Origin of the sequence: Pseudomonas sp. GCEP-101 (assembly GCF_025133575.1) — a bacterium.
In the GTDB taxonomy this organism is placed as follows: Bacteria; Pseudomonadota; Gammaproteobacteria; order Pseudomonadales; family Pseudomonadaceae; genus Pseudomonas; species Pseudomonas nitroreducens_B.
On the sequence record NZ_CP104011.1, the window covers coordinates 5,332,811 to 5,344,690 of the forward strand.

Consider the following 11,880-nt stretch of genomic DNA (forward strand, 5'->3'; position numbering starts at 1 on the left):
GCACAACTTCTGTTCCTGTCAGGAAGCAATACCAGGAAACAATCCATGGACAAGATGACCGCCCTCACCATGTTCGTCGCCACCGCCGACCACGGCGGCTTCAGCCGCGCGGCCGAACAGTTGGGCAAGACCCCCTCGGCGATAACCAAGGGCGTGGCGCAACTGGAGGCCGAACTGGGCCAACGCCTGTTCGAACGCACCACACGGCGCATGGCGCTGACCGAAGCCGGGCACATCTACCTGGAAGGCGCGCGCTCGGCCTTGATGCAGCTGCAACGCGCCAGCGAGGAAGTCGAGCAGTTGCAGACCGAGTTGCGCGGCAGCCTGCGCATTGCCGCGCCGCCCTCCTTCGCCCCGGCCTTCTTCAACGCGGTGTGCTGCCGCTTCCTGCGCGAGCATCCGCAGGTGCGCCTGGAGGTGGACCTGGCGGACGAATTCGCCGACCTGGTGGAAGGCGGCTACGACCTTGCCCTGCGCGACGGCCCCATCGACCTGCCCGACGTGATCGCCCAGCCGCTGATCGAGAACCGCCTGATGCTCTGCGCCAGCCCTCGCTATCTCGCCGAAAAGGGGATGGAGGTGACGCTGGAGAACTACGAGCAGCACGACTGGCTGATCTTCCGCCACCCGCTGCTGAACCGGAACTTCTGGTGGGTGCAGAAGGACGGCGAACGCCTCCGCATCCGCCAGCCGGTGCCGCGCATTGCCAGCGACAACTATGACTTCCTGCTGGCGTGCCTGCTGGATGGCCAGGGCCTGCAGTTCCTCCCGCAGTGGAGCGCGCTGCCCTACCTGGAAAGCGGCGAGCTGGTGGAGCAGCTACCCGACTGCTGGCGCGACCAGAGCGCCTTCGGGCCCTGGGTCCACGTGCTCTACCTGCCGCACCGGCGCAGCACGCGCAAGGTGCGGGTGTTCATCGAGTACCTGCGCGAGCACCTGCAGGGGAAGGGGTTGGTCTGAGCCAGGACGAAGGCGTTGGCCCGCGGGTGCGCCAACGCACACGAATCTGCCGCCGAGCATAGGAGCGGACATTGTTCGCGAGGCATGACCGGCAGGTTCGCAGCCGCCGGCAAGCGATCGCGGACGGAGTCCGCTCCTACGTGGCGGGTGATGACCTGCAGGAGCACGCATGCGCGTGGTCGCGGGCATGGCCCGCTCCTACAGGTTGACGCCGGCGTTGGGCTGTTCGCGAGCAAGCTCGCTCCTACGAAGAGCGGCCCGAAGCCTGGGCTGGGCTGTAGGAGCGAGCTTGCTCGCGAACCCGCCCAGCGCGGTAGGCAGGGCGGATAACCCGCAACAGGCAATCCGCCGCCTCACCACAGCCTTACTTGAGGTACCACCCCCACGCCTGGTCGCTGAGGTACTCGGTGACCTGCTTGGTCTCCAGGTAGTTGTTCAGCCCCCACACGCCCAGCTCGCGGCCGATGCCGCTCTGCTTGTAGCCGCCCCAGGGCGCCTGGGTGAAGGTCGGCTGCGAGCAGTTGACCCACACGATGCCTGCGCGCAGCCCCCGGCTCACCCGCTGGCAGCGCGCCGGGTCGGCGGACATCACGGCCGCCGCCAGGCCGAACTGGCTGTCGTTGGCCAGGCGCAGCGCCTCGGCTTCGTCCTTGAAGCGGCGCACGGCGAGCACCGGGCCGAAGATCTCCTCGCGCCACACGGCGCTGTCCAGCGGGGCGTCGACGAACACCGTGGGCTCGACGAACCAGCCCTTCTCGCGATGGGCCGGACGCTTGCCGCCAGTGACCAGCTTCGCGCCGTCGCGCACGCCGGCCTCGATGGCCTGCAGCACCTTGGCGTGTTGCCCGGCGCTGACCAGCGGGCCGAGCAGCACGCCCGGCTCCAGGCCATTGCCGATGGTGATACGGCGGGCCTCTTCCACCAGGCGCTCGATCAGCCGGTCATGCAGCCCCTCCTGCACCAGCAGGCGCGAGGTCGCGCTGCATACCTGCCCCTGGTTCCAGAAGATGCCAAAGAGGATCCACTCCACCGCTGCTTCGATATCGGCGTCATCGAAGACTATGAACGCCGACTTGCCGCCCAGCTCCAGGCTGACGTTCTTGATGTCCTGGGCCGCCGCCTGCATGATCGCGCGCCCGGTGGGCACGCTGCCGGTGAAGGCCAGCTTGTCCACGCCCGGGTGCGCCGACAGCGGCGAGCCGGCATCGCGGCCCAGCCCGGTGACCACGTTGAGCACGCCCTTGGGCAGGCCCACGGCATCGGCCGCGGCGGCCAGTTCCAGGGAGGTCAGCGGGGTCAGCTCGGAGGGCTTGAGCACCGCGGTGCAGCCGGCGGCGAGTGCCGGCGCGACCTTCCACGAAGCCATCAGCAGCGGGTAGTTCCACGGGATGATCTGCCCGACCACGCCGACCGGCTCGCGCAGCACCCGGCAGGCGAAACGCTCGTCGGGCAACGCGACCACTTCACCCTCGCCGTTCAGTCCTTCGGCCAGCGCGGCGTAGTAGTCGAAGCAGCCGATGGCGTCGTCGATGTCCCACTGCGCCTCGGGCAGCGGTTTGCCGTTGTCCTGCACCTCCAGGCGGGCCAGGTCTTCGCGGCGGCCACGCAGGTTGTCGGCGATGGCGCGCAGGTAGCCGGCGCGTTCCCTGCCCGTGCTGCGGCCCCACTCGCCCTCGTCGAAAGCCCGACGTGCGGCCTGCACGGCGCGATCCACATCCTCGCCGGTGGCGGCGGCGACTTCGGTCAGCACGGCTTCGCTGGAGGGTTCGTACACCTCGAAGCGGCCGCCTTGTGCGGGTGCCTGCCACTGGCCGTCGATATAGAGCTGGTCGCGCATGGGGAGGTCTCCTGAGCGGGTTGGAATGATTGTCGGCCGAGCATAGGGAAATGCGCGTCAGGTTGATAACGCGGGCGCCCTGCATGCGGGCACGCGCGGAACTCCTAGCGGGAGCGATTGGCCTCTCTGGAAAGTTCGGCGTTGTGCTGCCCCTCACCCCAGCCCTCTCCCAAGGGGAGAGGGGGCAAATCGTGCCGGCTGATAGCGAAGACTCCCCCTGCACCGAACGGTCCCCTCTCCCCCTGGGAGAGGGCCGATCCGAGCGCAGATGCCTCATGTAGGAGCGAGCCCAGCTGCGGAGCCAAGGGGAACATCCGTTCGCGAGCAAGCTCGCTCCTACCGGTACGTCACGCGCGCTGTTGCTCCAGGTACGCCTTGGGCGACAACCCCGTCTCCTCGCGGAAGCAGCGGTAGAAGGTCGACAGCGAGCGGAACCCGGCCGCGCGCGCCAGTTCATCGATGCGCGTGACGCTGGTGGCGCCGTCCAGTTGGGCGAGCAGGTGGCGCAGGCGCAGCTGGTTCAGGTACTGGTAGAAACTCAGGCCCAGCACCTGGTTGAGGAAGTAGGAGATCTGGTTGCGCGTGTAGCCGGTGGCCGCCGCGACCTGGGGCATGTCCAGGTCGGGGTTGAGGAATGGCCGGGTCTGCTGGAAGTACTGCTGGATATCCCCGCCGAGCAGGCTCAGCTGCCGCGCCGACAACCCCAGGCGGCTATCGGCCATGCGCGGTTGCGGCTCGCTGGCGGTTTTCTCCGGCTGGCCGACCAGTGCGGCGTGCTCGTTCACCCGGATGATCCTGCCGTCACGCACGGTGTAGGCCTCGGTGGCGCGGAACGACACCAGGCCCTGGGTGCCGCGCAAGGTCACCTGGTACTGCAGGAAAGCGGTGTCGCCGTCCACGCGCAGGCGGTCGGTGTAGACCTGCGATTCATCGCCGGCCGCCGGCATGCTGGTCTGCAAGTAATCGCGCAACTCGCTCGGCGCAATCCGACGTCCCTGGAAGAAATCGGTGTACTCCACCTGCGGATCGAACAGCGCCATCAGCGCCTCGATGTCGTGCCGACGCCAGGCCTGGTGATAGCGCATCACCACCGCGTGGGTGCTGGCGCTCGCCGGGTCGGGCTGGTAAGGCGTGCCTTCCAGCGTGGCACTCCAGCCCTGTTCTTCGCTCATGCTGTTCCCCTGCCGGTCTGGGCCGGCTCGTCCTGCTCCGGGCGTGCCCGCAAAGAGCGGGAAGCCGTATGCCTGAGCCCCCCGGAGCGATTACAAAACTCGGATACGGCCCGAAGACCGCTTTTTCTTCCGACATTCTGCCGGAGTTTTCCGATGACATCCGCCCTTCTTGCGCACGCCATTCCCCGACCCTTCTGGCTCGATACCTTCGATCCCGCTCCCGCCGCGCCAGCGCTGGAAGCGGATCGCCGCTTCGACCTGGTGGTGGTCGGCGGCGGCTTCACCGGTCTGTGGACCGCCCTGCACGCCCGCCTGCGCTGGCCCGGCGCGAGCATTGCGGTGGTCGAGGCGCGGCGTTGCGGCGGCGAAGCCAGCGGGCGCAATGGCGGCTTCTGCGCGCCGAGCATTTCCCACGGCGTAGGCAACGCCTTGCGCCGCTGGCCGGAAGAAGCTGAAACCCTGGTACGCCTGGGCCGTCAGAACCTCGACGAATTCGAGGCGGACCTGAACCGCTTTGGCATGAACGTGGAGTTCGAGCGCCGCGGCAAGCTCAGCGTTGCCGCACAACCCTGGCAGGTCGATGGCCTGCGCGGCATGCAGCGCAACTACCAGCGCTTCGGCATCGACTGCGAGTGGCTCGAAGGCGCGGAACTGGCGCAGAGACTCGACTCGCCCCTCTACAAGGCCGGCGTGTTCGAGCCCAACTACGCGCTGCTCAACCCGGCGAAGATGGCCGCCGAGCTGCGCCGGGTCTGCCTGGAGCACGGCATCCAGCTGTTCGAGAACACCCCCGTGCACGAGCTGCACCAGCGTGGCGACCGCTTGCTGCTGCGCTGTGACCGTGGCGAGCTGGAAGCCGGGCAGATCGCCCTGGCCACCAACATCGCGCCGCCGCTGCTGGGTCACCTGAATTCCAGCGTGATCCCGGTGTACGACTACTCGCTGGTCACCCAGCCGCTCACCGACGATCAGCTGCGCGCCATCGGCTGGGTCGACCGCTACGGCATCGCCGACGCCGGCAACCAGTTCCACTACCTGCGCAAGACCGCCGACAACCGCATCCTGTGGGCCGGCTTCGACGCCATCTATCACTTCGGCAGCCGCCGCGACGAAGCCCTGACCCAGCGCCCGGAAAGCTTCCAGCGCCTGGCCGGGCAGTTCCGCGAGGCCTTCCCGCAGCTCGGCCCGGTCGAATTCAGCCACGCCTGGGGCGGCATCATCGACACCTCCGCGCGCACCACGCTGTTCACCGGCTGCGTACTCGACAACCGCGTCGCCTACGCGCTGGGCTTCACCGGCCAGGGCGTGGCGGCGAGCCGTTTCGCCGCGCTCAACATGCTCGACCAGCTGGGCGGCGAAAGCACCGAACGCACCCGGCTGCGCATGACCTCGCAGAAGCCCTTCCCCTTCCCGCCCGAGCCGCTGCGCTACCTCGGCGTGCGCCTGGCGCAGCGTTCGCTGGCCAAAGAAGACCGCACCGGCCGCCGCGACCTGCTACTCAAGACCCTCGATGCCTTCGGCGTCGGTTTCGATTCCTGATGGAGAACCCCATGTCCACCCTGCCCCGCCACGTCATCGACTTCGCCAACCCGGACCTCGCCCCGCAGGAGCGCGAGATCAACGACCCGGTCATCGTCGATGTGCCGTACCGCAGCCGCAGCTGGCGGCACTTCAGTGCGCCGGAAAAGAACGCCATCGCCGGCATCTGGGAGGCCGGCGTGCACCTGGAACGCTGCGAATGCGACTACGACGAGCTGTGCCATATCCTCGAAGGCACGGTGCGCCTGACCGACGCGGACGGCGTGGCGAAGACCTTCGGGCCGGGGGATTCCTTCGTGGTCGCGGCGGGGTTCAAGGGCACCTGGGAGAACCTCACGCCGGTGCGCAAGGTGTACTTCATTCTGGGCTGAGCGACGGGCTCGCAGGCTACGTAGGAGCGGACTCCGTCCGCGATTGGCTTCGCCCGGCTCCGGACCACTTGGCGCGGCGTCGATTAGATCGCGGACAGGGCCCTACCTGAAATATCGTACCGGGGCCGGCCCTCTCCCCCGCCCTCTCCCTGAAGGGAGAGGGAGCCGCCCGTGCCGGCTGACGTCCTGGTTTAAACCTGCCCCATACGGTCCCTCCCCCCTTCGGGGCAGGGAGCGCAGCCAGGGTTAGGGAGCGGCGTCCTCGTGCACAATTTCTTGCAGGAGCGGACTGTGTCCGCGATTGGCTCCGCCCAGTTCCGGGCAACTCGGCGCGGCGGCGATTCGATCGCGGACGGAGTCCGCTCCTACGCACCGATTGGCCCCGCGCGAAGCGAGCCAACCGGAACGCCCACCAGCCGTACGTCTGCGCACGCGCCACGGTGAAATGAAACGGCTATAACTAGCGGAACGAAACGGCGGGCCGCCGGGTTGTCCCTGCAATGCCCGCCCCTATTGGCCTTTTCCCCAGCCCGGTTCAGGCGTGCCCAGCCTGATCGGCGCGGAGCGGTGCGATGAGTTCCAGAGCTTGGCGATGGGCCCGCAGGTGCCTACCCGGATGCGTCGGCCTGGCCTTGCTGGCCGCTCCGCTCTTCGCCAACGCCCAGTTCATCTGCCACGCCCGCGACGGCACGGTCAGCCACGGCAGCCAGGCGGTCACCGGCGCGCGCTGCACCCAGCAGCACGGCAAGGCCGGCCAGGGCGTCAAGGCAAAAGCCGCGGCGCCATCGCCGCGCGGCACCGCGTCGGGCGCAGAGCGCATCCGCGTGTACACCTTCGTCCATAACGGCGTGCGCCAGTATGTGAGCCGCCGCCCGGTCGGCATCACCGCGCGGGTCGACGTGCTCGACGTGTACTACATCAAGGGCTGCTACCTGTGCATGGCGCCGAAGGATTTCAACGTCGCGGCCCTGCGCCTGGACACCCGCTCCTACCGGCGGGAAATCGAGTCGGCCTCGACGCGCTATGGTGTCGACCAGGCGCTGGTGCGGGCGGTAATCCATGCCGAATCGGCATTTCAACCCAACGCCGTCTCCATCGCCGGCGCCCAGGGGTTGATGCAGCTGATGCCCGACACCGCCGAACGCTTCAACGTGAGCGATCCGTTCGACGCGCGGCAGAACATCCGTGGCGGCGTGCGCTACCTGGCTTGGCTGCTCAAGCGCTTCAACGGCAACCAGAGGCTGGCGCTGGCCAGCTACAACGCCGGCGAAATGACCGTCGACAAGTACAACGGCATCCCGCCCTACAGCGAGACGCAAACCTATGTCGCCCGCGTGCAGTCGCTGACCGAGCGTTATCGCAACCATCGCTGACGGGGTGGTTCGGTGAGGATTCGCGAGCAAGCTCGCTCCTACCAAAGAGCGCGCCGGCGTTTGACCGGGCTGTAGGAGCGAGCTTGCTCGCGAACCGCATGTGACGCGACGTAGGGCGCATAACCTGGGACAGGTTGCCCGCCGGGCCATCCACGGCGGATAACGCTGGCGCGTTATGCGCCCTACAACCTGACGGGGTGGTTCGGTGAGGGTTCGCGAGCAAGCTCGCTCCTACCCAAGAGCGCGCCGGCGTTTGACCAGGCTGTAGGAGCGAGCTTGCTCGCGAACCGCATGTGAAGCGACGTAGGGCGCATAACCTGGAACAGGTTATCCGCCGGGCCGCGCTGACCCGCGATGGGCGGCCCAGGCTCCGATATCCACCGGAGCGGCGGCGAACCGATCGCGGACGCAGTCCGCTCCTACGCCAAGCCCACCCCTGCGCGCCGCAGGCTCAGCCGAATTTCCACCCCGCCACTGCCAGCCGCGTATCCAGCGCCGCCAGGTCGGCTTCCACCCGCGCCGCCGGTTCCGGCATGTAGGCCAGGGGGTCGGGCAGCGTGGACGGCTGGCCGAGGAAACCTTCCGTCGCGGCATGCAGGCAGTAGGCGCTGTAGGCCGGGTTGTAGCCGCCCTCCTGCACCACCAGCAACCGCCCCTGGCACAGTTCGTCGGCCAGCGCGCGCGCGCGGCGGGCCAGGCGGTTGAAGCCCTGCATGGTCACCAGTTGGCGGCCGTTGGGGTCGAACTGCGAGGCGTCCAGGCCGTTGGCGATGATCAGCAGGTCCGGTTTGAAGGCCCGCAGCGCGGGCTCGACGAAGCGGCTGAAGACCCACTCGTAGAGCTGGTCGCCCGAACCCATGGGCAGCGGCAGGTTGAGGTTGCTGCCCAGCCCCGCGCCCCGGCCGCGCTCGTCCGCCGCGCCGGTCTGCGGGTGGCTCGGCCCCCAGGCGCCGTGGTCCATGTGCAGGGATACCGTGAACACCGACGGGTCGTCGTAGAAACCTTCCTGCGTCCCGTTGCCGTGGTGCACGTCCCAGTCGACGATGGCCACGCGCTCCAGCCCCGCCGCCTGCGCCGCCCGCGCGGCGATCCCGACATTGTTGAAGAAGCAGTAGCCGTCGGCCATCGCCGGCGCGGCGTGGTGGCCCGGCGGGCGCACCAGGGCCATGGCCGGGTTGCCGCTTGCCAGCACGCTGTCCAGCGCCGCCAGGCTGGTGCCAGCGGCGGCCAGTAAGCCGGCGAGGCTGCCGGCGGACATCAGCGTCGTGCTGCTGAAGCGCTTGCCCTGGGCGTCCGCCGCGAAGATGCCGCGCAGGTAGTCGGCATCGTGAAAGCGCAGCAGCTCTTCTTCACTGGCATGGCGGCCTTCCTGCCAGCGCAGCGAGCCGGCGACCGGCCCGCGCTGGAGGATGGCGCGCATGTTCAGCAGCCGCGGATTGCTCTCCGGGTGCAGCAGTTGCTCGGCCAGCAGGTCGCTGGGCGGCGCCTCGAAGACGCCGGCGGCGGTGTCGTGGCGCAGCACGTCGTCGTGCCAGAAAACATCCATCGTGTGGCTCATCGGAAACCCTCGGATTCCATCACTGCGCCCGCAAACGCAGGAACGCTTCAAACAGGTTCATACGGGTTTGCAGAACTCGGCGGGCGGCCTAAGACAGTGCTTAGCACGGCAAGGCCACCCGACGACGTCATACGGCTGAAGGCGAGCCCGTATCAGTCGATGATCGTCAGCTCCGGCGGAATCTCCGACAGGCTCGCCGAGCCCTGCTCGCCGCACAGCACGGTGTCGCCGAGCTTGATGCCGAAGCCTTCGCTGTACAAGGACAGGTTGGGCTCGATGGAGAACGACATGTTCGGCTGGAACACGTGGTCGTCGGCCTCGTCCACCATCATCGCTTCCAGCCAGGTCGGCGGGTAGGCCAGCCCCAGGCTGTAGCCAATGCGGTGCACGCGCGTACGCGAGAGGTCGATGCGGTCGAGGATCTGGTTGCACACGCGGTTGGCCTCGCCCACCGGGGTGCCCGGCGTGGCGATCTCGATGGCGGCGTTGAAGGCCTCGGTGAGCAGGCTCGCCACCTCCTTCACCCGCGGGCTGGGCTTGCCGATCACCGCGGTGCGCATGAGGATGGCGTGGTAGCGGTTGCACACGCCGGCGTGTTCGAGGATCACCACGTCGCCATGGCTGATGGTCTGGCGGTGCGGCATGGCGTGGGTCATGGTGCTGCGGCGGCCGGTGGCGCACATCGGGCTGATCGCCGAGTACTCGCTGCCGGCGCGGCCCAGGGCATTGGCGACGATGCCGGCCACTTCCACTTCGGAGATGCCCGGACGCAGCGCCTCGAAGGCGGCCAGCATGCCCTGGTCGGCCATGCGCGCGGCGCTGCGCTGGTATTCGATTTCCTCGGCGGTCTTGATCAGGCGGTTCTCCGCGACCAGCGGGCCGGCGTCTTCGAAACGCGCTTCGGGCATATAGCCCAGCAGTGCGTTGTACTGCGCCGGGGAGAAGGTCGAGGCGGTCATTTCCAGGCCGATGCGCGCCTGGCTCAGCCCTGCCTGGGCGAGCACGTCGGCGACGATCTTCAGCGGGTCCTGCCGGGCGATGTCATAGAAGATCGCCTCGTTGATGCACGACAGCTCCCAGGTGCAGGGCTCCTCGCTGGTGCGGGTGAGGAACACCGGCTCGGCCAGCTTCGGCGAGATGATCAGCGCCTGGTACCAGAGGAAGCCCAGGCTGTCGAAGCCGGTCAGGTAGTTGATGTTGTCCGGGTAGTTGACCACCAGGGCGTCCAGGCCACGATCGGCCATGCGCCGTTTGACGGCGTCGACGCGTTGACGGTAGGTGCGCGCGGGGAAAGCGGTAAGCATGGGGATTCCCTCCTCAGGGACAAGGTGCAAGCGACAGGCAGTTCAGGTGGCGGCCATCGGGCCGCCGGAGGTGGATCAGGAAGGCGGTCGATGCCGTTCGAGGTACATGCGCAGCAGCATCACCGCCAGGGTGAGGACGATCATCAGGGTGGACACGGCGGCAATCGCCGGGTCGAGGTTGTAGCGCAGGCCGTCCCAGATGCGCTTGGGCAGCGTCACCACGTTCAGGCCGCTGGTGAACAGGGTCACCACCACCTCCTCCCAGCTCATCACGAAGCCCATGAAGAAGCCGCCGAGAATGCCGCCGCGCACGTTGGGCAGCAGCACGTGCCAGAGGGTCGGCCAGAGCCCGGCGCCGAGGGAGCGCGAGGCCTTGTACAGGCTCAGGTCGAGCCGCGCGTAGGCCACCAGCAGGGCGATCACCGCGTACGGCAGCGCCATCAGCAGGTGGCCGAAGCCGACGCCCAGCAGGTGGTCGAGCATGCCCAGGCGCGCGTCGAGGTAATAGATCGACATGGCCGAGACCACCTGCGGGACGATCATCGGCAGCAGCACGATCAGCGTCAGCACGGTGCGAAAGCGCCGCTGCAGCCAGATGCCGGTGGCGAAGAGGAAGGCCAGCGCGGTGGACAGCGCGCCGACCACCAGCGCCAGCCCCAGGCTCTGCAGGATCGACAGCAGCCAGGCGCCGTCGAACAGCGTCGCGTAGTGGCGCAGCGACCAGCCGCCGTCCGGGAAGGCCAGGTAGCGCTGGTTGCCGAACGACAGCGGCACGATCACCAGGATCGGCAGCAGCAGGAACAGCGCGGACAGCCCCAGCGCGGTCCAGGACAACCAGTGCCCCAGCGGCGGGCGCGGCAGTGGCGGCTTTTTCACGCCCTTGGGCATGGCGGAGAGACAGGTTCCCTGCGGAGTCACAGCTCAGTCCTCCCGAGCAGGCGGCGGTAGCCGATGAGTTGTCCGAACAGCAGCGCGCAACCCACCACCAGCAGCATCAGTACGATGCTCAGCGCCGCGCCCAGGCCCCAGTTGGAAAGCTGGAACATCTGCACGTAGATGTACTCGGCGAGCATCGCGGCCTTGCCGCCACCCAGCAGCGCGGGGGTGACGAAACAGCCGAGGCTGAACACGAAGACGATGGCCGAGGCGGCGACCACGCCGGGCAGGGTCAGCGGGATGAAGATGTCCCTGAGCGTCTGCCAGTGGCTCGCGCCCAGGCTGCTGGAGGCGCGCAGCAGGCTGTCGTCCACCTGTTTCAGCGACGACAGCAGCGGCAGCACCGCATAGGGCACCATGAAGTGCACCATGCCGATCAGCGCGCCCAGCTCGTTGCGCACCAGCGGCGGCGGCGCGTCGAACCAGCCGGTGGCCATCAGCCCCTGGCTGACCAGCCCACCGTTGCGCAGCAGCACCAGCCAGGCGAAGGCGCGGATCAGCATCGACAGCCAGAACGGCAGCAGCACGAACAGCTCGATCAGCTGCCGGCCGCGCGGCGTTGCGAAGCGCCAGCGGTAGGCGATCAGGTAGGCGATGGCGACGCTGATCGCGGTGGTCAGCAGGCAGATGCGCAGGGTGCGCCAGATCACCGCCTGCAGGTTGGCGTTGTCGGCAATCGCCGCGTAGTTCTGCATGCCCCACTGCGGCAGGCTGAAGCTCCAGCCGAGCACGCCGAGGGTCGGCAGCAGGTAGCCGACCACCACGAGCACAGGCAGGGGCAGGATCAGCAGGCCGTAGACCGGCAGCACGCCCGGTGCGAAACGTCGCAT

10 protein-coding genes are annotated in these 11,880 nt (G+C 68.1%); 4 read left to right on the forward strand and 6 right to left on the reverse strand.

The genetic code is table 11. The features are described from left to right. Positions 1-45 precede the first annotated feature (45 nt). Positions 46-960 carry a LysR family transcriptional regulator gene (locus tag N0B71_RS24060; protein ID WP_259755379.1) on the forward strand — a complete coding sequence of 305 codons (915 nt, stop codon included), beginning with the start codon at positions 46-48 and terminating at the stop codon, positions 958-960. Between the two features lie 364 nt (positions 961-1,324). On the opposite strand, the gene N0B71_RS24065 is transcribed toward N0B71_RS24060, so the two are convergent. Both N0B71_RS24065 and N0B71_RS24070 read right to left on the reverse strand, forming a co-directional pair. Continuing rightward, a complete protein-coding gene (locus N0B71_RS24065) occupies positions 1,325-2,797 on the reverse strand; it encodes an aldehyde dehydrogenase family protein (RefSeq protein ID WP_259755380.1) in 1,473 nt (490 codons plus the stop codon). 347 nt (positions 2,798-3,144) lie between these two features. Beyond that, a complete protein-coding gene (locus tag N0B71_RS24070) occupies positions 3,145-3,882 on the reverse strand; it encodes a nuclear transport factor 2 family protein (RefSeq protein ID WP_259759669.1) in 738 nt (245 codons plus the stop codon). 240 nt (positions 3,883-4,122) lie between these two features. Between N0B71_RS24070 and N0B71_RS24075 the strand changes: the two genes are divergently transcribed. The 3 genes from N0B71_RS24075 (at position 4,123) to N0B71_RS24085 (ending at position 7,252) form a co-directional block, all read left to right on the forward strand. Next, positions 4,123-5,508, forward strand: coding sequence for an NAD(P)/FAD-dependent oxidoreductase (locus N0B71_RS24075; RefSeq protein ID WP_259755382.1), 1,386 nt, complete (start codon positions 4,123-4,125; stop codon positions 5,506-5,508). An 11-nt stretch (positions 5,509-5,519) separates the two neighbouring features. Then, positions 5,520-5,879, forward strand: a complete 360-nt coding sequence (locus N0B71_RS24080; protein WP_259755383.1) for a cupin domain-containing protein — start codon at positions 5,520-5,522, stop codon at positions 5,877-5,879. A 572-nt stretch (positions 5,880-6,451) separates the two neighbouring features. Further along, on the forward strand, positions 6,452-7,252 hold the full coding sequence (locus tag N0B71_RS24085) for a lytic transglycosylase domain-containing protein (RefSeq protein WP_259755384.1): 801 nt from the start codon (positions 6,452-6,454) through the stop codon (positions 7,250-7,252). A gap of 451 nt (positions 7,253-7,703) precedes the next feature. Here N0B71_RS24085 and N0B71_RS24090 read toward each other — a convergent pair whose 3' ends face one another. From N0B71_RS24090 to N0B71_RS24105, 4 genes are all read right to left on the reverse strand, one after another. Next, positions 7,704-8,798, reverse strand: coding sequence for a hypothetical protein (locus tag N0B71_RS24090; protein WP_259755385.1), 1,095 nt, complete (start codon positions 8,796-8,798; stop codon positions 7,704-7,706). Positions 8,799-8,962: 164 nt separating this feature from the next. Further along, entirely contained in the window at positions 8,963-10,114 is a 1,152-nt protein-coding gene (locus N0B71_RS24095) for a M24 family metallopeptidase (RefSeq protein ID WP_259755386.1), read from the reverse strand. Between the two features lie 75 nt (positions 10,115-10,189). Next, positions 10,190-11,032 (reverse strand): ABC transporter permease, encoded by an 843-nt coding sequence (locus N0B71_RS24100; RefSeq protein WP_259755388.1) that lies wholly within the window; start codon positions 11,030-11,032, stop codon positions 10,190-10,192. Next, positions 11,029-11,880 carry an ABC transporter permease gene (locus N0B71_RS24105; RefSeq protein ID WP_259755390.1) on the reverse strand — a complete coding sequence of 284 codons (852 nt, stop codon included), beginning with the start codon at positions 11,878-11,880 and terminating at the stop codon, positions 11,029-11,031. The genes N0B71_RS24100 and N0B71_RS24105 overlap by 4 nt, the downstream gene beginning before the upstream one ends.